The following is a 25,939-nucleotide window of genomic DNA, read 5'->3' on the forward strand; positions in this document are numbered from 1 at the left end:
CCTCCTCATGATGTACATAAAATCGCTTACATTTCCCTATGTAAAAATTGCACTGTGCTGATCCATCAAAACGATTCACATAGCGCCCAAATCAACCATTTATCCTTATTAACCTAAATCACACAAAATTACACATTTTCTTGTATTTTTCATACCAAAATGCATACACGAAAAAAGGCCACCTCAGCAAGGAAATGAATCCTTGGAGATGACCTTTGTGTACCATTATCATCAGTTACTACGTTGTCCAAATCTGAATAAATAACGCGATAACCATCATCAGTCCGCATAATACGGAAGACTGCTGGGAAGCTCCAAATAGAGGTAAATAAGCTTCCGTAGGATTTTCTTTGTCACTTAGTGTTTTATACACTTTATAAAGTGGAATAATCGAAATGATCGCAATAAGACCATACACCGGCAGAGCATCAAATGCAACGGCGATAATCAAAAATACATAAGCAAGACTCGTCATCATTTTTGATGCGCGCAGCCCCTTCTCTTCACCCCACACGACAACTAAAGTGTCCTTACCTGCTGCAGCATCCGCATTTCTGTGCAAGAAATGATGATTATACAAAAGCATCGTAGTAAGCATCCCGATTGGGAACGACAGTAACAGCGGTGTAAGACTAAATTCGCCGGTCTGTACATAGTAAGCACCGAGCACAGGCAGAACGCCAAAGGAAATGAAGATTGCCATCTCACCATACCCTTTTCCTCGGTAACCTAACTTCAGCGGGGGTGCTACATAGAAATAAGCAAGCAATGCTCCGACCACAGCCAAAGCCAGAATAGGCCAACCGCAGATCATGGTAAGTACAAGACCGCATACCGCAGCAAGCAGCAAGAATGCCCATGTAATACTTGCAAGGCGCTTTTCCGTTATTTTACCTGATGTAAGAATCGCGGAATGTGTAGCAATGTCACCTTCTAGCTCGACCGCTTTGGTATCCGCCCCATTGCGGTAATCCCAGAGATCATTGATGAGATTCGAGAAAATATGTGCAGATACGGCCCCCACCAGTGTGACTAAAAATAAAAACCAATGAAACTCTCTCGTCACTGCATAAGCAGCTACCGTTCCGAGAATCACGGGAACAATCATAACCGTAATTGAAAATATCCGGGTAAGTTGTTTGAAAAATTCCCATTTTTTCATGATGTAATAAAAGCCTCCTACAAAAATTCATGACTATTGTATAAATACTTTGTGACAATGTTCACACAATGTTAAATTATACACCCAAATTGCCAATTTTGTCATAGGAAAATTATATACTTTTCAAAAAATTAATTCTGAAGATAGCAACGAACGGTATTATGAAATTGATTCTTTTAAGGAAAATTCCTTTTCTTTTGTTGAGAAGAAAAATAGTTCAAGATCATCCCTATAATATAGAGAATGATTCCTGCATTTAGAGCCAGATCGGCGATATTCATAATACCTCCGCCTTCCGAGAAGACAATAAAATCCGTTACGGTTCCATGCCAGAACCGATCGATCATATTCCCCGCTGCACCCCCGACAAGAAATCCTGCTCCCGCATTCGAAATAGGACCCTGAATATCCCCTTTGGAGCGATAATAAAGAATAATACAGATAAAGATGACAGCAACTACACCAAATAAACGAGCATACCCCTGAAATAAGCTGAACGCCATACCTGAATTCTCATAATGCTGGAGTTCATAGATAATCCCTCTTACAGGAATCACTTCAGATATTGCGATATGGTCACGTACCCACCACTTACTAAGCTGATCAAGCAGAATAACAAGAAATGCCGTAAAGTAAAATACCATCGCTTCCTCCTTATCCGTGCAATATGTAATCTGTATGTACCTTACTAATGTACCATAGCCGCAGCTTGTACATCTAAGTGAGATTATAGATCACTGCATACAAAAGAGGCCCCTCACGAATGAGAGTGCCTCCTAGATCCATTAGTTGATAGCCGATAATACATCGATCAGCATCTGTTTAAATGCCTCACGATCTATATCTTCACATACACGTACATTCGGGGTTTGCCCAAGACGACCATTGATATCAACAACGCTGTATCCTCTTGTATATTGCCCTGCTGCTTCTACATCGACAAAATAGGTGCCCGACTTCGTCATAATCGATTCATTCGCAGCCACTGCCATTAGAAGCGTATCTGGGTGTGTTGTGCCCGGAAGCTTATGTACCTCTTTATTAAACTGCATAACCACTTTATTGATATCGATGAAGAATTGAGATCCTTTTGTACCTAGAGCCGCAATTTCTTCATGATCTGCATCATCCATCACCGAATAACGAGTACACATCTCCCAGCCGACCATCGTCATTGGGATGCCAGAGTGGAGTACAATTCGTGCTGCCTCAGGATCGGTATAGAAGTTATATTCTGCTGCAGGCGTGATATTACCAAGTGCATTATTCGCCCCGCCCATGATATAGATATGAGGGATAAGCGGAATAATCGTAGGGTCTTTTTGAATCGCCATAGCAATATTCGTCAGCGGTGCAATCGCTAGGATATGAATTTCCCCAGGATTTGCGTGTACCGTCTCAATGATATAATCTACCGCATGTTTGGTTTCAGGACGCTGAACTGCTTTTGGAAAATGAGCTCCACCCATGCCGTCATCCCCATGTACATCATCGACATAACGGTGCTGAGCTGTTCCAAGGGTAAGCATGGGACGCTCGATCCCTTTATATACAGGAACTTGTCCGCTTTTGCCTGCTACTTGTACCGTATATAGTGCGTTCTCTACTTCCTGATTAAATTCCACGTTTCCCCCGGTGATCGTAATTCCTTCTACCTGAAAATAATGGAGCGCTGTCAGGATCGCTATTGTATCGTCTCCTGCCGTATCCGTATCAATAATCACTCGTTTCATCTGTATACACTCCCTGTTGTCTAGTTCTTTGTCATAAAAAAACTTGTACATCCTTCATTATTGAACCATTTCCTTCATCATTCTTGCAAGTATTTATCCTGCTTCTGACCCGATTAGGTTGATCTCTCATATGAGTAAATTATCCGTTAATCCTCTTCCTTTATTTGCATTCCTTCTTACTTTTCGTTACCATTTTAAAAAGAACTCATTACGATTACACAGGAGGATTATTATATGTTAGAAATGCAAAGCTTTATCCAGCATTGGAACACCCACCGTGAAGTGCTACATAAACTCGTCGAACTAAATCAAGAAGGACTTGCTGAGTTTATACCATGGGATGGCAGCATGAGTTATGGAGAACTTGCTCTTCATATCGCCGGAGCGATGGAGATGTTTGCAAATACGGTGGTTCGCGGCGAATTTACGCCTCCACAAGCAAACCATGAGTGGACTACGATGGAAGATGTTCGTAACCTCGTGCATCGTTATACAGAATCTACATCCTCCCTGCTTGCTTCTATTACCGAAGAGCAGTTGCAACAAGAAATTGCTTTGTTCGGACAAAAAGCACCCGGCTTTGCGATTCTAACTAGAGCTCTTGACCATGAAATTCATCATAAGGGTCAGCTGTTCACCTTTGCTCGTGTAGCAGGAGTTAGTGAACTTCCTTTCTTTATGTAAAAAGTAAAAAACATCAATTTGTCATCTTTGAGCCAGTCCTATATGAGATTAGTAGTGGGCTGGTTCTTCTTTTTAACTGCTTCATTTATTTATTTCCTGTTATTGAATTCATTTTCTTGAGATGTGGGTAATGAGTAATAACTTAACTTGGGGGGTACTTTCTTTTGAAAAAGTGGAATGTAGTTATCATGGGGATCATCCTTGTTCTCGTCCTTGCAGCTTGCGGCAATAACGATGCTGAGCCAAGCACAGGGGGTACAACAGAAGGAGCTCCAGCAGCAAACGACCAAACTTCAGGTAACAACGAAAACGTAAATGATGCAGAACAACAAACCCCTACAGCAGAAGAATTACTCACACAGATTACCGAAGCAAGCAAGGGAATAAAGAGTTACTCTATGGATAGCAAAATCGAACAAAATCTCACAGTTACCATGGATGGCCAAGAGCAAAAGCAAGATGTAAATATGGATATGAAAACCGATCTGGTGCTGAACCCTGTCTCTGCATATCAAGAGATCAAAACCTCCTTGCCCGGTCAAGAGGGTACACAGGAGATCAAACAGTATATAACGGAAGATGGGGTATACACGCAAATGGGAGATGCTTGGATGTCCCTGCCTGAAGAATCCACCGCTCCCCTGCTGGAACAGATGAAGAATCAGTCCAACGCAGGTTCTCAGTTCGAACAACTGAATAGTATCGCAAATGATCTCAAGGTTGAAGAAGAAGGAGATGTCTACTGGCTGAAAGCTAACCTTTCCGGCGATAAAGTCAAAGAACTTGCAACCACCATGCTGTCTCAAAGCGGTGCCACCGATCCGCAAATGGCAGCCATGATGCAGCAGATGAACATTAAATCCATGGACATTTCCTATAGTGTAGATAAAGAGACCTACTATCCAAAAGACCTCGTCTACTCCATGGATATGGATATGGACATGGATGGTCAGGCCCTCGCGATTATAATGAAGATGGACAGCTCACTTAGAGATTACAATAAGACGGAAAGCATAAAAGTACCGCAGGATGTAATCGATAGCGCGGTTCAACAGCAAATGCCAGCGGAGACAACAACTCCATAAAAGACATAAAAGAAAAATAGCGACTGATCCCTTGTGGGAAGGTCGCTATTTCTTTTAACTATAAAGAACCTAATTAAATGCTCGCTTCGTTATCGATTTTCTATTAATTATAATTTGAAATTTGAACGGAAATCCACTTTTAATCAATATCATTTCGAATTTCTTTAACTTGATGTGCCAAATCGACCTGAGGGTGATCCAAATCTACTTTTACCTTACCTTTACGCCGCAATTCTCGCCATTCATTCAATTGCTCTTCCGTCTCTAGCTTGAGTTCAGCAATCTCTTTTGCACGATCGAAAATGTATTTGGATGTATAAAGCAATCGATAGATACCTAGACCACCCGAGATAATTGGCTCTTCTCGTTTGACCCATTTTTCGACCGATAACTTCACATAAAGCTTATCTTCCGTTCCCTTTCTAGCAGGGCGTTCCTTGATTTCACCTCTCCGTACGACTTTCCAATCGCTTACCTTGCCATACCAATGAATTCCCGTTTCACCCGTACCAGAGAATTTTCCTTTCGACTGATAAAGGGCGACGTACTCAATCTGTGTAAGAATTGTGTGGTCAGATATATTCTCAAGGGGTAGATGGTAGTAATGATATTGTAGTGCACTTTCTAATTGAGTAACTTCTCTTAATGAACCTACCAGAACATTTTTACCGGATAGCTTATCCTGATAATAACTTTTCGTCCCGCGAGGACGGGTTGATCGCTCGTATGCTTTTTCTGGACTATCCATAATAATCTCATCCAAGAATGCATCCATTAACTCCGTAGAGTTTGGTAAAAAGGGAAACGCACCGACGTTAACGAGCTCAATGCTTTTATAAAATTTATGTTCACGATACGTTTTTTCGTCATGATAGGGAAATAGCACGTAAGCTCCAAACATACTTCGTTCTAATTCCTGCCCCCCATCAGCATACACAATCGCATCTCTATACCTATGCATGGTATTAATATCATCCTCTTCAGGCCCAGGCTGCTTGTACTTCTGATAATAGTAAGAACCTTCATAGGCAGGATTAATCCGATATTTAGCATCAAAGATATATTTGTACTCCATATCAGACTCATTCTTTTTCAGGGTCAATACATTATCTGGTTTTTGTCCAAGGGTTGCACTACGGTCACCACGCGGCAGAGCATTATAGTACAGTGTAAAAATTTCTCCCGTTTTCTGATTACGGTATACCATTTTGGCTGCTTGCGATTTATCCAGCGTAAAAAACATACCCGTACGATTAACCTTGATGATATCTTGTTTTAACAACTCATATTTGCGGGCTAGCAGCTCATTAATCTTCAGGAAGCACCAGTATTCGTACAGCTGGGCTAAGTCCTTCATAGACAATCGGAATAAATCACTGTGAACCGTGAGCCCTTTCATCAGCATTAAGTAACTTCGATATACCTCTCTATATCCTGGTGCCATCTGCAGTACCAGCGTGACAGAGAGTTGTTTCATTTCCCCTACATATTTCAGAAAGTCCAGTTGCAAGAGCCGTTGTAACTGATTCTGCATGGATGTTATTTTCTTATCCAACAAAGGGTCCTGGAGTTTCCCTGATACAGCGAGTTTCGTCTTCATCTGTTTCAGTTTCTTAGAGACTCGCCTTAATACCCATCTAACAAAACGATTCTCCATCGTATCATACTCAGCATGACGTTTCGTTTCGAGGGCATGCGTTGGGTACAGCCTTTGCCCTTGATGCGGAATAAAACCATGCTGTTCATGATGCGTAAGAAGATGTGGATGTTTTGTTATGTAAGCTATATTCTCTTTGCCGGCTTTCTTTACTTTAGACGCATCGACCACTCTCGGTTCTTTTTCCAGCCTATAATGAGGATTTACATGAATCCGTTCTACGGCTTGTTTAAGCTGGTCAAAAACATACTGTAAGATTGTAAAAAATTCCGTAAGACTCTGATGATGTGTCTCTTTTAAACCCGTTAGATGATAGGTTTTCCTCAAAAAATCAAACGACAAATTATATATCTGCCGATTAATATCACTTAAGATCATCTGGTAATCTCTTTTGTAATCCATCTTAGAGGGATAGATTTCAAGTTGCAGCTGGAATAACGGTCTACCTCGGTACTGAAGTTCTAGCTCTGTAAGCCCTACCTCATTCTGAAAATTCAGAATGCCAGAAAGAATTGAACGGCCTAGTGGCTTTACAGCCTGACGAATATAAACATTGTTATGATGAAAAGTAAGTTCTGCCGTTTGCTTTTTTTCAATCACAAGTTCATAGGACTGCGTTTCATAGAATAAAGGGTAGCTTTTGTCCCCTGTCTTCCATAGAATCAACTGCCCCTGTTCCGGCGAAAAAACATACATATTCTCTAGTACAAGCTCATCCGATAGGATCTCCATCTGCAAGGTATTTGAATCGATCCATGCTCCTGTATCCTTACGATGGAGCTGTAGAGATTCTACTGCAGGATGATACGGCTTTCCCTGGATATATAGGTTAAAAAGATTTGTCTCTATTCGAATGAGCTCTACACTTTGATTAAGAAAGCCAGTATGAGGTGAATCCATCTTCCTCCAACCTCCGTAACATAAAGGCAATCTTTCGTGCAGATAGCGGATATTTCACGTCTCCATCCTGTTGCTTTCTGCCGTATTTCCCATACAAATCAGAAGCATCATCTAGCAGATCCTTAATTGGGATAGACTTACCTAGAGCTTCCTGCATCAGCTGCAACAACACTCTTTTTACAGATAAGCTGCTCCCCTGAATTCTTGGTAATATCTTTTGAAGAAGTTGTCCGTCAAAAGCCTTATCATGTGGCATCAGGTCAAAGCGCTGATTATACACCATATAAAAACAAATGGAGTCACGAATTCGGAAGCCAACATGGGAATGTATTTCTTCGAGAATATCATTGATTCGAACAAGCTTGTCCGTTGTCGAATGCACCAGATCTTGATATGTACTGTACACATCAGATAACTGTAAATAATCACTTCTCAGAAACAGATTATTTACCGCAGGAGAAGCAAAACCTTCTTCCTCAACATAATCAGGATATTGCTCAAGATTAATGTAGTTGAACTCAATCGTGTTGGCGCGGTCCAACACCTTTTTGCTGAACGGATGCGTCGTCTCATCCATATTAACCGTTCCAATAACGTACACGTTATCTGGAAGAGATACACCGCCGTACAATGGCTGGTCTTCCTCTCTTAATGACTCAGACCCAATCAGAGGAGAAGTAATAATACGGTCACTGTTCCATTCCTGGGTTTCCATGACGCTCAGAATATCACTAAAATAATACTCCACTCGTGCCAAGTTCATCTCATCTAGGCATATAAAATAAGGCTTGTCCTTATTCTCCCGCTTAGATGCTTCTACTAGCACTTCCGTTAATCTTCCGGGTCTAAAGATGCCCGCAAGGTCTTTGTAACCTAAGAGATCAGACGGATCACTCCAGTCCGGCCTAACGGGAATCAAAGTAAATTGTCCGTTATCCATCGTAGCACCTAATGCTTCAGCAAAAAGTTTTACCAGCTTCGTTTTCCCTGTCCCCGATACACCAGCAAGAATGACAAAGGGCTTTGACTTGAGAGACAAGTAGAAGTTTTCCAAGAGGCCATCTGGATATAGGAACCCTTTATGGTGAATATACCTTTTTACTTGTTCCAGTTGTTCTTTCACTGTTAATGTCACCGGATTTGGCTCCTTATCTGAAGTAAGTTCTTCTCTACTGTGAAGCACAATATCTACATATTGATTATAGTTAGAGACTAAGTTCCGGAGGTCCTGTATAAGCTCGTCATCCTCTGGTAGATCATCCCGTTCGTATTTGATATAAGCTACCGTAGAAACTTGGTAGTCTCGGCCTAGACCGCTTCTATCCGTGAGAAAGATATTCTCATCTTTATGTAGTCCTTCTAATGGAATCAGGTTACGAATTTCATCTGTTTTCTTTTTGAGATATTCATATTTTTTAGTATACCCATCCTTGGGAGGGTTTTTGACTCCTTGAGCCAAAGTAAGATATACCGCCTTCATATCTATAGAAAATAAATAAACTATATATTCCCCTCGCTGAGTCGTTTTGGTTATTCTCCTATCCATTACAGCAATCCAAGGGATATCTGCCCATTTCCCTTTCCCAGTAGACCCCTCAATCAGATATTCATTACCCAAAGAAAGAAGATCCATTAATTTATTCGGGATAGTTTTCCTTACCAGGATCCCTAATGGATGTTGCGTAAAGGGCTCTGTTTTAGCTTGCAGATATGTGTTCATGATTTGGGATAAAGCATTGTGAAGGGAGAAAGAAGGTTGCTCTCTGCTCAATTCCAGTTTTTTATTATATTTATTTAGCTCTTCCATGGCGTATTCTTTCAGCTCTTTAAGTGTCTCTTCGTTGAACCATTCTGGATTGACCAAGGTGAGAGTCTGATTGGCTTGATCGAAATTGAGTATGGCTGATAGGGCCTCGATCGGTGTTTTTAGCAGTCCCTTTGTTTGTGATAGAGTGAATTCATTCCATCCAGAAGCTTTCTGTTCTGGTGGAGTATCTACCGTATTCCCTGCTTCACTCTCTTGTTGAAAGTATGCCAGGAACTTTTGGGCTATTTGGTCTATTGAAGCCTGATACGAGTGAGTTCTTTGATAAAGTTCAATGATAGATAAGATAAGGACCATTTTGTATGATTTTTGTTTAGCTCGAAAGATATTAGAAAGTGCCTCTGGTAGCATGATAACCTCCAAGTAAGAAAACATGATTAATGTAATTATAAAGAAATAAAAGCAGATTCCCAATTAAAATTAGGAAACTGCTTTAACACTACTCGTGATGGCGTCTTTCCACTTATGACTATTGCCAAGAAGAGATACATCAATCGCCTGCTTATTCTTCTCCCGCTAGAATCCATGCTCTTTTCAAGGGGATTTCTGCTTTAATATCAGCATCTAGTGAATCATATGATTCTAAAAGCTCATTAATAATTGCTTTTTGGTCCCATAACCTCACGTTAAAAAACTGTGATGCCATTTCTCTATCTACGGAACTCTTAAATCCTCCCCAGGATACAAGTAGCCCGTGGCTAGCTTTGTGGTTATGCATTGTTCCGATTAGTTGATCTAACGTTGGTCTATCTACGGGAGTGTCCGATGTTTTCACTTGGACGCAAATTTTTGGTGTCCCAAAACCTAGACTGCCTGGGGCCGCTAAAATATCTACTCCTTTGTCTGGACCTTCTGGACTTATGTAAGTTGTAAAACCTTTTGCTCTTAAGATAGCATCTATGATTCTAGCCATACCATGCCCTTTAAATTTACGTATGATATATTTTGCTATTGCGTCATTTGCATATTCCTCAATATCAAACATACTCTCAGCTTCTTCCTGAGAATCTTGGCTATCCATATTAATTTGAACTTTTGAGCTGCCACTAATCCAATTATTTTTATGCATTGTTTTGATACGTTCTTCTGCATCGTTTCTAGATATTCTACATACCGTCATAAAAGCCCCAAATGAATATAAAAGATCCTGGTCGAAATTAGTTCTTGGAATATCAGTAGCAAACCAATTCACTTTACGACTATGAAAATATGGATTACTATTGTTTGGATTAAACTCGTAATTACCTGTAATCTCGCCAATGTGAATTGCAGACTTGTGTTTGCTAGGCAAGATAACCCAATCTCCTATTTTCATCTCACTTGCAATCGGCATAATTTGACTTGCCCAATTCCTTGCTCTACCTAGTTTCTCAACCTCATAATCATTCATTAAATATTCAATTAACTGAGTTCTTTCTTTAAAATTTCTAAGATCAATATTTAGCTCATCCCAAGTTAAATAAATTCTATTTTCGTTTAGAAATTTCGACTCATATTCACCAGACTTTCCAGCACGGAATAACCATAACGCCATTTTCATATCCCCCTAAATCCATATGTTTCGGTATAAATTTTTCATGTCATTTACCACGTAATTTGATTTATGTACCTTGGTACCTTTAAAACTCAAATAGATCGAACCAATGTCTATAGCTTTTATTTTAAGAAGAGAAGAAGAACCTATCACAAGCATTACATAAGAACTACCCTTACCATTATATAGAACAAATTGGCTATATAATATATAAATTTGCAAAAAATGAAGGTCGAGATAGCAAATTTGAGATTATATCCTGTATTCCTCTTCTACTCTTCGCTTTTACGTAAGTCGGAGTCATAAACCCGCCCTAATGGGCGGAGACATCCTAAACTATTTCTTCTAAACCACATATCCTCAAACCCCTACCTACTGCTCACTCCGTTTCACCCCATAATCATCATAGTTCCCAAGATAAGTACTCAGCTTCCCTGAATCCAGAGACCATACCTTCCCCGCAATGCGATTAATAAAATACCGATCGTGTGAGATCGCAAGTATGGTGCCTTTGTATTCGTCCAGTGCTTCTTCGAGTGCTTCACGAGAGGTGATGTCCAGATGATTGGTCGGCTCATCGAGCAGAAGTACATTTGGCTTCTTGTTCACAAGAACCGCTAGACGGAGCCGAGACCATTCACCGCCGGATAACTTGCCGATCTCCCGAAACACTTGCGGACCATAGAACATGTACCTCGCGAGCACCGACCTCGCCTCTCCTTCTTCCATGGGGGCATGCTCACGGAAATAAGAGAGTACGGTTTGTTTTGGCTCCTGAATTTCTTCCTGCTGTGCCAGATAGCCTACACTAACTCCCGCGCCCCATTCCATGTATCCAGCATCCGCGGCCTCCTGATCTAATAGCAGCTTGAAAAAGGTTGTCTTGCCAGATCCATTTGCACCAAGCAGCGCAATCTTATCCTGATAAGCCATCATGCCTTCTACTCCATCTAAGATGGTCTTATCTCCATAATGCTTGGTGAGTGCTTCAAATAGAAGCACGATCTGACCAGAACGCTGATCCGGTTTAAGTGCAAATTCGGCTTGTTTCTGTACAAGCTTTGGCTTCTTCATCTGCTCGATTCGAGCAAGTGCTTTGCGAATCGATGTGGCCCGCCGGAAGAATTTTTCATTCCCGCCGACCCGTCCCCATTCTTCGAGCTGACGAATGGTTTCTTTCATCTTCTTGATTCTCTTCTGCTGTTCTTGGTATTCGGTAAACTGCTGCATGAGCCGTTCTTCCTTTGCAATGACATAACGGGAATACGTTCCTGGATAGGAGAATGCTTCTCCATCTTCTAACTCGATGATCTGACTTACCACCCGGTCCAGAAAATAACGGTCATGCGACGAGTGAATACACGCACCGGGATAGTTTCGTAAAAACTGCTCCAGCCATTCCACACCGGAGAGATCCAGGTGATTCGTTGGTTCATCTAATAGCAGTAGATCGGGCCTTCGAATGAGCTGAGAAGCGAGGACAATCCTTGTCTTCTCCCCGCCTGAAAGGGTGCTGAAACTTCTACCATACATCGCTTTATCTATCTGCAGACCGGTTGCCACCATATCGATGCTGGCATCCATCTCATAGCCGCCTTCTCGCTCATATTCTTCTTGGAGAACCGCATAACGGTGCAGCAGCTTGGCTAGGAAATCCTCATCTGCGGCCGCTTCGAAGCTTCCCATTTGCTGTTCTAACCGCATCATTTTCTGCCGCATCAGCAGCAAATCCTCGAATCCATGAGCGAGCACCTCATGTACTGTCTTCTGCTCAAATTCCGCAGGAATCTGGGGCAAGTATCCGACTCTTACCTCTTTCTTCACCGCAAGCATGCCTGCGTCCGGTTTCTCCATCTTGGAGATCAAGGACAGTAAAGTAGACTTTCCACTCCCGTTCACACCAATGAGCCCTACTTTTTCTCCTTCTTTTACTTCAAAAGTTACATTATCCAGCACGAGGTTTGCCCCGTGGTATTTCTTTACGTTTTGTCCGTTTACGATGATCATATTTGTATCCTCCTGAGTAGGAAGATGCATCTCACCACACAAAAAAAGAGCCGCGGGAACAAGCCCGCGACCCTTCACTCGGAAATAGGTATTACAATCCGCTTGAGGTTAAGGTAGGCATCTTCTCGAAATGGTTAATCTTATCTAAGGCAAAATGGACAGACTTCTCCCGTGATAAGAAACCTCTGAAGAAAATGCCAGACAGTACCATTGGCAGCTGGCTCAAGCGGCTGTTCACCATTTCAATATTCACCTACCTCACCTCCTTTTCTAAAGTTATGACTAACTGAATCAATTTCATAATACCTTCAGCTGCTTTAATCTAAGTATATAGATCAAAATGGTTTAGTTTGTCTATATAGTTTCAATTTCAATATTTTATTCACCTATGATATTGATTCGACTATATCACATAAACCTGAGCTATAACACCTGGCACGCGCCAAGAAAATAACTATAACGGTTTATTACCGAAGCCATGATTCAAAAAAGGCCCGATACCCTTCCTTCATCACGGTTCTTGAAAAAGCACCAAATGCATACTCCCTGTTATCTTCCGATACTTTGCGAGGTGCAGCGGATGCCATATTAAGCAGTTCAAAGAAGTTGCGTTCATTCCCGCCAAACGTATGGGTCGAACTGATATGTCCATAACAAGGATGCTCTGGCTTCACGACCATTTTCCCCATCGCCATCGCTTCAGTCAGGGGCATCGCAAACGTATCAAAACGCGAAGAGCTCCAGTACACCTTAGTCGAATTCATCAGCTGAAACACTTCATCCTGACTAAGTGCAAACTTCAGTTTCACGTTATTTGGGATGTCGTATTTCTTCATACTTTCTCTATAGCGCTCCCCGCCGAATACCATGTAAACTTCTTTATCCGGATTCTGATGCGCATATTCAATAACCAGATCAGGGCGGCGGTTGGCTTCATCCCGTCCGATCCACAGAATGCGGTTGTCGACGACTGCAGAGGGATCATAATGTTTATGGGCTAGTCCTTCATCAAAACCAATTGGGATCACCGTTACATCATGAACACCGTACTGAGCCGCCATCTCCCTTTTCAGGAAATCGGTCTGCACAATCGCTTTGTCCACGATCTGGTAGAAAGGCTTCATCATTTCGTACCCTGTGAGAGCAGGGTCAGGAAAGCTGTGCGGAAACAGCACGCTGTTCTTCAGAAACATCTTGAGATATGTAAAACCAGAAACCGTATAGATGACATGGTCGATATTCTGTGAATAGATCTGATCGAGAACGATATCATAGTTGACTAGGTCGCCTTTTTCATGCTCATATCCTGGAACCCAGTCATAACCGCTCACGTGACGCTCTGGTGAGATGAATACAATCTCTACACCCAGCTCTTCCCCAATGGCTTTTAGCCGATCTGCAAAAACCCGGGGTCCTTGCGCTTCCGTAAACTGAATTTTACGCATCACGAGTCCTACTTTATCCATCAACGTATCCTCCTTTTTTCCATAGCACAAAAAAACCGCCATATGGAAGGAGAATCCTCGCCGTATCGCGGTACACTTACAGAGCTTTGCTATTTTTACAAACACTTACTTATGCAAAAACGATTATGGTACTAACTCGTTACCCTTTTCTCATTGCTTTCAAATCATTTGCTGCGTTGGATAACACGGGCAACATTCTCATTTCCCGTTCCATCGGTGAGGAACATAAACTGCATTGCGGCTCGCTATCGAATGCGAAATCATCACGCATCCAACCTTTGCAGTCGTCATTGGTACAAGACCAGACCTTCGTGTTCTCCTCGGGGATTTCCTCTGATACTTGACGTCTGTACATGAATACTTCCCCCCTATCTACAGAATAGACGAACTCGATCGCATACTCCGTATCGCTTTTTTTTGGAATGAAAACAAGAACTGCCTTCAACTTGTCAGTCAAAGGCAGCTTGCAGGTCGGATTAGTATACTTTTACTACGTTCTCTGCTTGTGGTCCGCGGTTACCTTCTACCACGTTGAATTCAACGCGTTGTCCTTCGTCGAGGGTTTTGAAACCTTCGCCTGTGATTGCGCTGAAATGTACGAAAACGTCGCTTCCGCCTTCAACTTCGATGAAACCGAAGCCTTTCTCTGCGTTAAACCATTTAACTGTACCTGTTTGCATTTGGTCATTCTCCTTTACACTTATATTAATATGGTTATTTTCTTTGAAAAAAATTCACATATTGGAAAAAGTGTCATTTTCGGAATGAGTCTCTTTCCAAAATGTGAATTACATGACAGAACTAATAATAGCATAATTACCAAATCAACGCAAGAGATCACCACATAAAAATGGTTTAATTTGACATAATATTTAGACTTAAGACGATCCCCATTACTTATCATCTCTTCCTATTACTTATCTTCGCTTCTTCATTATTTCCACAGAAATAGGGGTTTCATACCAATTCCGTATATAATATCATCGATTTATTGCTATATACCGCCTTTTTTCCAAAATATTCTTTTACTAAATGCACAAAAGATAAGAAGCATACCGCTCGGCATGCTCCTGCTTATTCGTGCTATCTTTTAATCGAACGCGTCCAAAATCCACCATGGAATTGTTTGGGTTCTACTGTAATAATAAAAGCTTTTGGATCGAGTTGTAAAATCGTCTCATAGAGCTTTTTCTGGTTTTTACGTTTTGCCAGTATTTCCATTACCAGCCGATCTCCATCTCGGCCATTGCCAAGCCAAGACGTTACGCCATATCCCTTTTCCCGAAGTGTGGTTACAATCGTACCGCGGGTCTGATCACATATTACCTTGACAGTTATGTAGCCAAGTGCAATTTTTTCTTCAATCCAAGCACCAACCAGAATGCCCAGTCCATAACCAAGTGCATATACCACAAGAGCTGAGATCTGGTCTAAGTAGCTGAGCACCATATTCAGTCCTAGTACATAGATCACGATTTCGACCATACTGATCAAGGCTGCGATGTACTTCTGGCCCTTTAAAGTTAGAATCATGCGTAAGGTATACGCCGAGACATAAACAATCTGGATCGCAAAAATGAAAAGTAGCGTTTGAGCCAAGGCTATCACTCTCCTTACTGCAGAACTTTCCGCAAAACAAAACCATACCATCCAAAATACCACATCTTTGTTCTCATGAAACCCCTTTTCATTAAAATTTCATAGGATAGAGGCTTTTATATGAGTTGCAAAATGAGTTCATTACCGATAGAAACGTTATTTATCAGTTCATTCACAAGAAAAAAGAGCACCTGTCATTACAAGCAGGTGCTCTTCGTACTCTTTTCGCCTGAATGCGATATGAATGTAATGGATTTAGTCGTCCTCACGGTCGATATCAACAGATAAGATGTCTCCTGTATTTGCATCAATCGTAACTTCGGCTTCGTAGTGATTATTTACAAGTTCGATTTCATATTCATAACGACCATCGTCAAGATCAAGCTCTGTGCTGATTACTTTACTGTTATCCAGTTGTTTTAACGCAATTTGGGTTGCTTGTTCAAGAGAAACTTTTACAACTGCCTCCGAAGCGGGTACTTCAAAGTCAAGGTCTTTAGACACGTTAAGCACTTCTCCTGTATAAGCATCGATGTATACCGTAGCATCCACTTTATCTGACTCGATCTCTACTTCGTAGTATACTTTTCCGTGATCTTTCTCTAAATCAATATCATCAATGGTACCTTGTACCTCTTTAAGTGCTGTTTCTTTCGCCTGCTCCGCAGTAATCATTTTGTTTGTTGAACTAGTTGAACTAGATGTAGTTGTAGAGGATAGTTGACTAGCTTCCACTGTTGACTCTGCACCTGTAAATGCTGCTGCACCACCAATTAAAAGCGCCGCACTCAGAACTCCGCCTGCTAAAATACGTTTATGTTTCTTCATGTCTCATCGACTCCTCTTCTTGTTTTGTTATTCACGTCTCACTTGCTTACAAATATATCTTACCTCTGCCAAATGAGAGTAAAGAAAGAGTTAGATTAGAATTTGATGAGAAAAGAAAAAGAGCTTCTAAGAATTAGTCATCCCAGGTTACAGACTGGACTTGTCCGGTGATTGCATGAATTTGAATAACGGCTTCTTTATCATCGTCCGTCTCAATTTCAACTAAATAATAAGGATGGTTGGTGTCTTCCCCTCGAAGTTCGGTATCTTCTACTTCACCTTCTACTTCTGCCATCGCAATTTTCTCTACTTCTTCTTCCGCCAGAAATTTTTGATTCTCTTCTTCCTCGTCCTCTTCGTCATCCTCTTCATCGGTGGTAATCGTTTGTCTTGATAACACTTCTCCCGTATAAGGATCGATCTCAAATAAAGTACGCTCTGTATCTGTCTTTACTTTGGCTTTGTAGATATCTTGATCGTCCTTCGTAATCAGCTCCAGGAAGAGCAGTTTGCCTCCTGTCTCACTCAGCAGCTTCTCTTTCACCGTATCCCTGCTCAGAATAGCATGTTCCTTCACACCTGACTTACTGATCTGCTGAATTGAGATAATACTGCCATCGCTGCTATCCACGATAAATTCATAGGTTCCTGTATCCGTGCTTATTCGCAGGTGATATTCCCCATTCTCAAGCGTACTCTTCTCCACTGTACCTGGATATTGGCTTATTACCGTCTCCTCTACTGCCTCGGCAGACAGAACGGAATCTGCATGATTCCATGGCTGAACAAACAAGAGAACAAGTCCAATCAGAACGGCAGCTCCGGCTCCCGCATATCCTAGTTTTTCTTTTATATACATAATAGAAAACTCCTTCCTATTTACACTTCACACCTGCCACCAGTATAACTCTTAACAATGAGAATTCTCTGAGAAAAGCAAATCATCTTGCCTTTCTGCTTAGGCAAGATGATGAACTGGGAACTGTATATATGCTGTGGTGCCTTTACCATAAGTACTTTCCAAACCAATTTCCGCCTTAATCTGCGCAGCAATCTCACTTGCTAGTGCCAAACCAAGACCTGTTCCGCCCTGTTTACGCGATCTTGCCTGATCCACCCGGTAGAAACGGTCAAACACTTTGGGAAGTTCATCAGCAGGAATGCCCGGACCATAATCCGTTACGCTTATGGTAACGTAACTGGCATCAGGCTGAACACGGATAAGGATGGAGTCCTCGCTATATTTTCTGGCATTATCCAGTAAAATAACAAGCAGCTGCTTTGCCTTGTTGATATCCGTATAAGCATAGCAAGGTTCTGATGAGGGAGTTTCCACCTCAATTTCCCTCTGGTACGCTGTCCCGTAAGAACGGGCCATATCATTTACCATACCGGCTAGATCGTGTTGCTCTAACGCAATGCTAAACGACTCGGTTTCTCTCGCCATCATAAGCAGCTGTTCTGTCATCTCTCGCATCCGGATGGCTTCCGAGTGAATAGCTTCAACGGATTCTTCAAAAAGGTCTGGGCGCGACATGCCTCTCCTCTTCAATAGACTGGCATAGCTTTCAATCACCGTCAGCGGTGTCTTGAGTTCATGAGAAGCATTGGAGACAAACTGCTCTTGTTTCTCATAATTTCGCTTCAGTCGGCCCATCATTCGGTTAAACGTCTCACCCATCTCGTATAGCTCGTCTTTGGACTGATTCTGCAAATCAAGGGTCTTAAATCCGCCCCCGTCTTCAATGATCCTCATTGTCTGCGTCATACTTGATATCGGCCGGATGATAATGCTTCCAAGCAGCCGGCTTGAAGCAAATACCGCCAGCAGCGCAACTAGAGACACGGAAATCAAGACAACCTGGAGCACCTTCAGATTGTTATCTACACTTGCAAGGCTTTCTGTCACCTGAAGGTTCACTACTTCTCCATCGGCCCATATCACGGGCATGGATACAAAGACATAACGTACACCTTCTATTTTTAACACTTCGGTATGTTTATTCGGATAAAAAGCAGGGTTAATCTGAGCAAGACGCCGCTCCGAGAGCGAAGTAACTGCAGGCGGATTATCGCCTGACATTCTCACCATCCTAAGCATCCCTTCTGCCGGTACAAAAGAACGCAGTAAGTCGTCTGGAGCTACGATATCAGCTGCATTACGTACACCTGTTGAGATCGAATTTGCTTCTGCTTCCGCTCTTTCCATCTGGGTGTCTGTCGACATTCGGTCAAACATGAAATAGATAAATCCATTAATCAACAGCAACAGGACAATAAAAAGCACCGAAGTATATACATAGATGGTTGTACGCAGCTTCATGTCTCGGTCCTGAGAACGTAACCTACACCGCGAACCGTGTGGATCAGCGGAGAGCGTCCATGATCTATTTTCTTACGAAGATATCGGATATAAACATCAACCACATTGGTGTCGCCCATGTAATCATACCCCCATACGGCCTCAAGAATCTGCTCCCGGTTCAGGACTTGCCGCTGATTACGAAGTAAATAAACCAGCAGATCAAACTCCCGGGGAGTAAGCTCTATTCCATCTTCGGCTCGCAGTACCTCTCTTGTTTTTTCATTCATCTTCAGGTCACCGGCAGACAGCCATACTTCCTGTTCTTGATTTTGTTCTTCAGTTCCCGTCATATTCAATTTTTGAACTTTTTGAACTTTACTATGTAAACGGAGGGCGGCACGAATCCGGGCAAGCAGCTCTTCAATCTGAAAAGGTTTTGTGACATAATCTGTCGCCCCAAGATCAAGACCGGAGACTTTATCTTCAACGGAGCCTTTAGCCGTCAGCAAAATGACAGGGATATGTTCATCATGACTGCGTATACGCCGCAAGACTTCGATCCCGCTAAGACCCGGTAACATGATATCAAGTAATACCAGATCAAAATCACCATTCTGAAAAGCTTCCAGCCCTTCCGTACCGCTCATTGCCTTGGAGACCTCATAATCCTCATACTCCAGTTCAATTTCTAACACTCTAGCAATTTTCTCTTCATCTTCGACGATGAGAATGGATGGTTTCATAGCTCCTCCTCCGCTTTGTTCAAAGCAATGTTATATATTTTGCACCATTTCCTGAATTAAATGCTCTCCAGATACAAGAGGAATCGCTTTTCTATACGTATTCTCTGCATTCAGTACCGCTACAATAACCGATGCCACATCTTCACGCGGAATGCTTGACTCTCCTTGCTCGATATCCGTTGTTACTTTACCGCGACCCGGTTCATTCAGCAGTCCGCCCGGACGCAAAATCGTATACTGCAAAGAGGATTGTTCCAGCTGTTTATCTGCGTAATGCTTGGCTACATAATAAGGTTTAATTTGTTCTGGCCAGCGTGTCCGATCTTCTGCATACAGAGCACTTACCATAATATATCTCGAAATTCCTGCCTGCTCTGCAGCTTCCATCGTTTTCACAGCTCCATCGAGGTCAATAAGCAGAGTCTTATCAAGACCTGTGCTTCCGCCGGAACCCGCCGTAAACACAATTGCATCGCTGCCCTTCATCGCCTCCGCAAGTTCCTCTACGGTTCCTTCCAAGTTAGCAAGTACAGGTTCTACACCCGCTTTATTAAAGGCCTCTGCCTGTTCTTCTTTCCGAACCATTGCTCTTACCGTATGCTCTTTGTCATCCTTAAGCTGTGAGATTACTTGCTTCCCAATCTGTCCATTTGCACCAATTACTAAAATATTCATGACTCATTTCTCCCTTCAAAAGTGGATTTCTTTCAATCATCCATTCTCTCCCTTCATTTACCCTCCAGGCCCGATCTATAACAAATCTGCACCTGATGAAGGGCAGGGTGACAGCCACGTATCAAATGAAAAAAGAAGGCAGACAACCTATAGTGGTCGTCTGCCTTCCTATTCTTCTATCGTAATAGATTAGTACGCAAGAGCGAACAAACCATCGATATGTTTAAGGTAACGGATGTTACTTGCTTCTTTCATCATTGTTGCAGGCAAGCCTTTCAAGCGAGTTTGGCTTCCGCCAAGCATAGCGATTGCATCTTTACGTCCCAAGCTTCCGAGAGTACCGGAGAAGACTGGAGTGAAGACTTCAAAGTCGCCGCCTTTGATGGTTGCAGCAAGGTTATGTCCAATCGTTTCACCCATTTGCCAAGCAAGCTGAGCTGTTGGAGGATAAGGACGAGCACCTTCGCTAGGAATAACAACTGCACTGTCGCCCGCGATGAATACATTCTCGTGGGAAGTAGAGTGCAGTGTTTCTTTTACGGTTGCACGGCCACGGTTTACTTCGATACCACAGTTAGCTACAACTGCGTTACCTTGTACGCCGCCTGTCCAGATCAGTGTGCTTGTTTCGATGGAGCTGCCATCTTTCAGCATTACTGTGTGTTGCTGCATTTCAGTGATTGCCACACCAACGATGAATTTCACACCGCGTTTTTCAAGACTTGTTTGAGCACGCTCAACAAGCTCTGGCGGGAATCCTGCAAGAATAGAAGGACCTGCTTCTACGTTGTAGAGCTGTACTTCTTCACGTTTGATGCCTTTTTGTTTACATACATGATCCAGAATGTCAGCATATTCACCAACAAGCTCGATACCTGTCAAACCGCCGCCGCCGACAACGATTGTTGCGTCTGCTTTGTTTCCGGTTTTTTTGTAATTATCCAGGCAAGCTTCCACGTGTGCACGGATTTTGTTAGCATCGTTTACGGATTTCAGAGTAAAGCTGTACTCTTGAAGTCCTGGGATACCGAAGAATGCTGTTTCACTACCAAGAGCAACTACGAGATAGTCATAGCTGTAGATCGTTCCGCTTTGCATTACAACTTTGTTCTCGTCTGGTTTGATCTCGGAAACTGTGTCAATTTTCAGGTTAACTTCTTTACCGCGAAGAAGTTTCTCCAGTGGAAGTGCAACAGCTTTCTCAGCGATGGAACCTGCTGCAAGACGGTGTAATTCAGTAATAATTTGGTGAGTTGGGAAGCGGTTCACAACTGTAATTGTTGCTTCTTCAGCGGACAAGTACTCACGCGCTGACAGCGCGCTTAGCAAGCCGCCGTAGCCTCCGCCCAGAATCAAAATTTGCTTCGACATATCCATCCTCCGTTCTTACTTTCGTATCAATAACTTTTTTAGTCTTGTTTTTGCCCTTGACGCTCGTTAAGCACATTCAGGAATGCTTGAGCAAAACGAAGTGATTGCTGTACGTTAGGATCTTTCAACATTTTGAGCATACCGAAAAGACCAACAGAAGACTGTTCCGCTTGAGCACGGTCTCCAGCTTCGATAGCCGCGGATGCTACACCTTTTGCTTTTTCTACTACAGGCGTTGTAAATTCTCCAAGAGCGACTTTCATGTCGTTAACGAAGACTTTATCTGTTGCCAAGCCTTGAGCGAAATCATAAGCTTTTGTCATAGCAGTTACCATTTCAGCCAGTTTAGGCAGATTCTCCACAAGAACAATAAGAGAGTCTTGAACCTCCGGCTTCATCAATTGATCAAGTACATCCTGATTTTGTGCAGGAGCTGCACCGTTTACTGGTACCTCTTGTTGAGTCGGTTGTGACATAAGAGAACGTCCTCCTTTACTTTGGGTTAAAAAGCCCGCTTGCTTGACCCTACCTGATAATCAAATGAACGACCCTGAATGCACACTGAATTGTAATGTAACAATTTTCACACATTAGAAAAAGCCGCGTCCTTTCAAGCGGCACAGGCAGCTTTAGCATACACATGTGATGTACTTCATGGATCTTTTGCAAAAATGAATAGTTGTTTATTCCATCGCAATCACAAATTTATCCGAACAGGCCAATTACGAACCTATACCCTAATATTACACTTATTACACATAAACACGAGTTAAATCTAACTATACTTGTGAATACCTTGTGAACATTGTAACAAAACCTCTATTTTTGTCAATACAATGAATTTTCGCTTTTAGGCTTGAAAAAGGCACATAATCTCGCTTTTTCTACTATATACAGTGCTAATTAATACCATTGTTAACTACATCTATTTATTTGAAAAATAGAGATATCATTTCGTTTTTTTTGAAATAGCAATTCTTTGTATCTTACAAATTCGCAGAGAGAAGTCTTATAGTCCCCACACCCGGCCCTCGCCAGCCCAAAAAAATCAGCATATGGTAGTAAGAAGTAACATTACCTTGTACAGATGTAAATAGTGCGTGGGCTAAATTGTAAGTATAGGGCGCCCGGTTCCCTTCACTATTTTTATGAGATCCAGACTTGACCCGCTGGGAGGCTTATGCTCGCTTTTTTTCATACTGACTACCAACGTTAGGACTTCGCTGCTGCAATTGAATCTAGGACGTTCTTATGACGATGACAATGACGAATCTATAAGTTCAGTTGTCCAGTTGAGCTCTTGAATACGCGTATCGAGCTTACGATGTTCTTTGGCAAGCTCATCAATTTGCTTCTGCAGTGCGCTGATATCAACGGTTGTTATAAACTTAATCTCTGTCCTGCTGGTCCGGTCGTAACGAATAGATGCAGTATCCATCACATCACTGAGCACACTTCGTTTCAATTGGAGCTTCTCCCTGCGTGCAAGCGCATCAGTAATCGTCATTCCCTCTGCATATTCGGTCTGTGAATTGGTCTTGTTAATTCTCTGAACAAGGGACTCAAACTGCTCAAGTACTCCATTCAGTTCACGAAAAAGATCGGCCGGATTCTCGGCTGCCTCTTCGCCTTCTTGAATTTTAATTACATTACGCAAACGAAAACGGAGTTCCTGGATTTTCTTTTGTAGATCAGAACGTAGAATGAGTGCTTCGGCAAGTTTCATAATCGGATTTACGCCTCCACATATTAGATGTAATCTAATTGTAACTTATTGGTATACGGATATCCAATCTCTTACATCCATTTTGGATGAATGCCTGTTTAACCCTTCTTGTTATGTGGTACATAACAGTAAATAGTAAATTTGGAATATAACGACTATAAGCCATGATAAAAGGCACAGACAGCCTTATTCATGGCTTTATTTCTATCAAAGGAGGACTTTTAGAATGAGAACGACTCATGTAGAGACGAGTGTATATTATTTTAAAGATGACGGGAAGATTCCTAATAACTCTGAACTACCTGTCGTTCTCTATCCCGGCGCATTACGCGGTGAGGAGAAGAATACGGAGAAAATTTTCAACAAGCATAACTGGCGAAACAGCTGGACAGGCGGTGTATTTCCGTACCATCACTATCACAGCAACTCGCATGAAGTACTCGGTGTCATCAAAGGATCGGTTAAACTCCACATTGGAGGAGAAAAAGGGATTATTCTGACGGCAACTGCCGGCGATATTCTTGTCCTTCCTGCCGGAACAGGTCATAAAAAGCTAGAGTCAAGTCTCGATTTTCAGTTGGTAGGCGCCTATCCAGATGGGATGTCCTACAATACCCACACGGGAGACAAAGAAGAACGCCCGCAGGTACTCCGGGAAATTACTCGTGTTCCGGTTCCAGATCAAGATCCCCTGCTAGGTGCCGAGGGTCCGCTTCTCGTCCACTGGAAAAAGGCAGAGAACCCTAATTAACATGAGCTTCTAAACATGAGTGTTCTGAGGAGTTTGTTGATATTAGTGAGACGATAAGAAAAACCTGCCATCCATGTTCACGGGGCAGGTTCTTTAGATTATTCTATGATATGGATTCTGAAAACTTCATTGACTGGTGCACCGCATCTGGCGGTACAGACGACAGATTGGGAGAAGATCCTGGAACTTTTCCACATTCATGGAGAATGTGCTCCACATGCTCCAAAACGTCTTTTACTACTTTTCCACAAGCTTGACACTTCATTATTAAATCACCTTTAATCATATATTATTAACCAAGAATGAGATCATTCTAATTAGTCCATGTCCTTGTTATGCTAAACATGGATGTGAGGTAATACTCGAATATTCGGCTTCTTCCTTTGCCCTCTTCCTATTAACCTCATGCCCGTCTCACGAAACGGAAATAAACCTCTCCTTGGTCCGGACTTCCATTATATTCAGCTCGTTACCGAAATATGACACCCTTTTACCCACTAAAATAATAAACGCTGCAAATAAAAAAAGGTTTCGGCATCCGTCCATTTTTACCATATATTGTTGACTAATCCTTTGTTTGGTTGTATGGTTAATTACATAAGTAACTAACCAACTTGGTGGTGATAATGTATGGGCATGCAGATGGATGATGACCGCCCGATCTTTTTACAGATTGCAGAACGAATTGAAGATGACATCCTCGAAGGAAGGCTGCCCGAAGAATCACAGGTCCCTTCCACGAATCAATTTGCATCCTTTTATCAGATTAATCCGGCAACAGCGGCCAAAGGCGTAAATCTCCTGGTCGATCAAGGAATTCTGTATAAGAAGAGAGGGATTGGCATGTTTGTAGCAGATGGAGCACAATCTGTGCTGGTAGAGAAGCGGCGTGAACAGTTCTATGAGCAGTTCATTATCCGAATGGTGCAAGAAGCACAGAAGCTTGGGATTAGCAAAGCCGAATTATCTGAAATGATACACAGGGAGGAGAAGTAGAATGGCAGATGTAATTGAGTTAAACGGCCTGACCAAAAGCTATGGAAAAACATTTCATGCCCTTCAGGATATAAACCTCACCATTCAGGAGAACAAAATTTACGGTCTGCTTGGACGTAATGGTGCGGGAAAAACTACACTGCTTCATCTCATTACAGCCCAGCTGTTTCCCACAGCAGGAGAACTTAAAGTGTTCGGTGAAGCACCGTATGAGAACAAGGAAGTCCTCCGGCAAATTTGTTTTATTAAAGAAAGTCAAAAGTATCCGGATACGTTTCGAGTACGTGATGTACTCTCGGTAGCCTCTTCCCTTTATCCTAACTGGAACACATCGCTGGCTGATTCCCTAGTCTTACAATTCAACCTGCCCCCAAATCGAAGAGTCAAAAAACTATCAAGAGGCATGCTTTCTTCTGTCGGCATCATCATCGGTCTTGCGAGCCGTGCTCCGCTTACCATCTTTGATGAACCTTATCTTGGGCTTGATGCCGTAGCTAGACAATTATTCTATGATCAGTTAATTCAAGACTATATGGATTATCCGCGAACGATTATTTTATCGACGCATCTTATTGATGAGATTAGTGCCATGCTCGAACAGGTGATTGTACTTCATCAAGGGAAGCTTTTGCTAAATGAGGAAGCAGAACAATTTCGAGGATCGGCTTTCCATGTTAGCGGCAAGCAGTCTGATGTAGATCACTTCGTTATAGGAAAAGAAGTGCTTCATCAGGAAGAACTCGGCTTTATGCGTAGTGCTGTCGTTCGAACAGCTGACCAAAAAGACTTCCGCAAACAAGCAGAATTAAACAACATCAGTCTTGCTCCTGTCTCTCTGCAACAACTCATGGTGTATTTGACCAAACAAACGAACCGGGAAGAGGTGCATTAA

25 protein-coding genes are annotated in these 25,939 nt (G+C 42.3%); 5 read left to right on the forward strand and 20 right to left on the reverse strand.

Annotated elements, in window-relative coordinates; genetic code table 11:
• Positions 1–238 precede the first annotated feature (238 nt).
• The 3 genes from QPK24_RS22680 to QPK24_RS22690 form a co-directional block, all read right to left on the reverse strand.
• Entirely contained in the window at positions 239–1,162 is a 924-nt protein-coding gene (locus QPK24_RS22680) for a prenyltransferase (protein WP_285744952.1), read from the reverse strand.
• 176 nt (positions 1,163–1,338) lie between these two features.
• Complete coding sequence (gene lspA, locus QPK24_RS22685; RefSeq protein WP_285744954.1) at positions 1,339–1,806, reverse strand: signal peptidase II; 468 nt, start codon at positions 1,804–1,806, stop codon at positions 1,339–1,341.
• A gap of 141 nt (positions 1,807–1,947) precedes the next feature.
• Positions 1,948–2,895 carry a nucleoside hydrolase gene (locus QPK24_RS22690; protein WP_285744956.1) on the reverse strand — a complete coding sequence of 316 codons (948 nt, stop codon included), beginning with the start codon at positions 2,893–2,895 and terminating at the stop codon, positions 1,948–1,950.
• A gap of 234 nt (positions 2,896–3,129) precedes the next feature.
• On the opposite strand from QPK24_RS22690, the gene QPK24_RS22695 reads away from it, so the two are divergent.
• Positions 3,130–3,579: a DinB family protein gene (locus QPK24_RS22695; RefSeq protein WP_285744958.1), complete on the forward strand. Its 450-nt coding sequence runs from the start codon at positions 3,130–3,132 to the stop codon at positions 3,577–3,579.
• Positions 3,580–3,743: 164 nt separating this feature from the next.
• The gene (locus QPK24_RS22700) at positions 3,744–4,664 is read left to right on the forward strand and encodes a DUF6612 family protein (RefSeq protein ID WP_285744960.1); all 921 of its coding nucleotides are present in this window, start codon (positions 3,744–3,746) and stop codon (positions 4,662–4,664) included.
• A 139-nt stretch (positions 4,665–4,803) separates the two neighbouring features.
• Here QPK24_RS22700 and QPK24_RS22705 read toward each other — a convergent pair whose 3' ends face one another.
• From QPK24_RS22705 to QPK24_RS22785, 17 genes are all read right to left on the reverse strand, one after another.
• Positions 4,804–7,221, reverse strand: a complete 2,418-nt coding sequence (locus QPK24_RS22705) for a restriction endonuclease-like protein (RefSeq protein WP_285744962.1) — start codon at positions 7,219–7,221, stop codon at positions 4,804–4,806.
• Positions 7,193–9,397, reverse strand: a complete 2,205-nt coding sequence (locus tag QPK24_RS22710; protein ID WP_285744963.1) for an MrcB family domain-containing protein — start codon at positions 9,395–9,397, stop codon at positions 7,193–7,195. Before QPK24_RS22710 ends, QPK24_RS22705 begins: the two co-directional genes overlap by 29 nt.
• A gap of 151 nt (positions 9,398–9,548) precedes the next feature.
• Positions 9,549–10,580, reverse strand: coding sequence for a restriction endonuclease (locus QPK24_RS22715; protein ID WP_285744964.1), 1,032 nt, complete (start codon positions 10,578–10,580; stop codon positions 9,549–9,551).
• A 372-nt stretch (positions 10,581–10,952) separates the two neighbouring features.
• Entirely contained in the window at positions 10,953–12,587 is a 1,635-nt protein-coding gene (locus tag QPK24_RS22720) for an ABC-F family ATP-binding cassette domain-containing protein (protein WP_285744965.1), read from the reverse strand.
• A 91-nt stretch (positions 12,588–12,678) separates the two neighbouring features.
• Complete coding sequence (locus QPK24_RS22725; RefSeq protein ID WP_191802631.1) at positions 12,679–12,840, reverse strand: hypothetical protein; 162 nt, start codon at positions 12,838–12,840, stop codon at positions 12,679–12,681.
• A 214-nt stretch (positions 12,841–13,054) separates the two neighbouring features.
• Positions 13,055–14,053 (reverse strand): glycosyltransferase, encoded by a 999-nt coding sequence (locus QPK24_RS22730; protein ID WP_285744966.1) that lies wholly within the window; start codon positions 14,051–14,053, stop codon positions 13,055–13,057.
• 139 nt (positions 14,054–14,192) lie between these two features.
• Positions 14,193–14,408, reverse strand: a complete 216-nt coding sequence (locus QPK24_RS22735) for a cold-shock protein (RefSeq protein ID WP_285744968.1) — start codon at positions 14,406–14,408, stop codon at positions 14,193–14,195.
• Between the two features lie 121 nt (positions 14,409–14,529).
• A complete protein-coding gene (locus QPK24_RS22740; protein ID WP_047912726.1) occupies positions 14,530–14,733 on the reverse strand; it encodes a cold-shock protein in 204 nt (67 codons plus the stop codon).
• Between the two features lie 403 nt (positions 14,734–15,136).
• A complete protein-coding gene (locus QPK24_RS22745; protein ID WP_285744973.1) occupies positions 15,137–15,652 on the reverse strand; it encodes a DUF2179 domain-containing protein in 516 nt (171 codons plus the stop codon).
• 255 nt (positions 15,653–15,907) lie between these two features.
• On the reverse strand, positions 15,908–16,480 hold the full coding sequence (locus tag QPK24_RS22750; RefSeq protein ID WP_285744975.1) for a PepSY domain-containing protein: 573 nt from the start codon (positions 16,478–16,480) through the stop codon (positions 15,908–15,910).
• Positions 16,481–16,613: 133 nt separating this feature from the next.
• Positions 16,614–17,339 carry a PepSY domain-containing protein gene (locus tag QPK24_RS22755; RefSeq protein WP_285744977.1) on the reverse strand — a complete coding sequence of 242 codons (726 nt, stop codon included), beginning with the start codon at positions 17,337–17,339 and terminating at the stop codon, positions 16,614–16,616.
• Between the two features lie 99 nt (positions 17,340–17,438).
• On the reverse strand, positions 17,439–18,803 hold the full coding sequence (locus tag QPK24_RS22760; RefSeq protein ID WP_285744979.1) for a sensor histidine kinase: 1,365 nt from the start codon (positions 18,801–18,803) through the stop codon (positions 17,439–17,441).
• Positions 18,800–19,528 carry a response regulator transcription factor gene (locus QPK24_RS22765; RefSeq protein WP_285744980.1) on the reverse strand — a complete coding sequence of 243 codons (729 nt, stop codon included), beginning with the start codon at positions 19,526–19,528 and terminating at the stop codon, positions 18,800–18,802. Before QPK24_RS22765 ends, QPK24_RS22760 begins: the two co-directional genes overlap by 4 nt.
• 30 nt (positions 19,529–19,558) lie before the next feature.
• On the reverse strand, positions 19,559–20,203 hold the full coding sequence (locus QPK24_RS22770; RefSeq protein WP_285744982.1) for an SDR family oxidoreductase: 645 nt from the start codon (positions 20,201–20,203) through the stop codon (positions 19,559–19,561).
• Between the two features lie 189 nt (positions 20,204–20,392).
• Positions 20,393–21,574 carry an NAD(P)/FAD-dependent oxidoreductase gene (locus QPK24_RS22775; RefSeq protein WP_285744984.1) on the reverse strand — a complete coding sequence of 394 codons (1,182 nt, stop codon included), beginning with the start codon at positions 21,572–21,574 and terminating at the stop codon, positions 20,393–20,395.
• 38 nt (positions 21,575–21,612) lie between these two features.
• Complete coding sequence (locus QPK24_RS22780) at positions 21,613–22,050, reverse strand: DUF1641 domain-containing protein (protein WP_213530733.1); 438 nt, start codon at positions 22,048–22,050, stop codon at positions 21,613–21,615.
• A 773-nt stretch (positions 22,051–22,823) separates the two neighbouring features.
• A complete protein-coding gene (locus QPK24_RS22785; RefSeq protein ID WP_285744987.1) occupies positions 22,824–23,300 on the reverse strand; it encodes a DIP1984 family protein in 477 nt (158 codons plus the stop codon).
• A gap of 226 nt (positions 23,301–23,526) precedes the next feature.
• Here QPK24_RS22785 and QPK24_RS22790 point away from each other — a divergent pair, with 226 nt between their 5' ends.
• The 3 genes from QPK24_RS22790 to QPK24_RS22800 all read left to right on the forward strand — a co-directional run bounded on the left by QPK24_RS22790 (position 23,527) and on the right by QPK24_RS22800 (position 25,939).
• Positions 23,527–24,051: a cupin domain-containing protein gene (locus QPK24_RS22790; protein WP_285744989.1), complete on the forward strand. Its 525-nt coding sequence runs from the start codon at positions 23,527–23,529 to the stop codon at positions 24,049–24,051.
• 630 nt (positions 24,052–24,681) lie between these two features.
• Complete coding sequence (locus QPK24_RS22795) at positions 24,682–25,047, forward strand: GntR family transcriptional regulator (protein ID WP_213530743.1); 366 nt, start codon at positions 24,682–24,684, stop codon at positions 25,045–25,047.
• A 1-nt stretch (position 25,048) separates the two neighbouring features.
• On the forward strand, positions 25,049–25,939 hold the full coding sequence (locus QPK24_RS22800; protein ID WP_285744992.1) for an ABC transporter ATP-binding protein: 891 nt from the start codon (positions 25,049–25,051) through the stop codon (positions 25,937–25,939).

The organism is Paenibacillus polygoni, assembly GCF_030263935.1.
Taxonomy (GTDB): domain Bacteria; phylum Bacillota; class Bacilli; order Paenibacillales; family Paenibacillaceae; genus Paenibacillus; species Paenibacillus polygoni.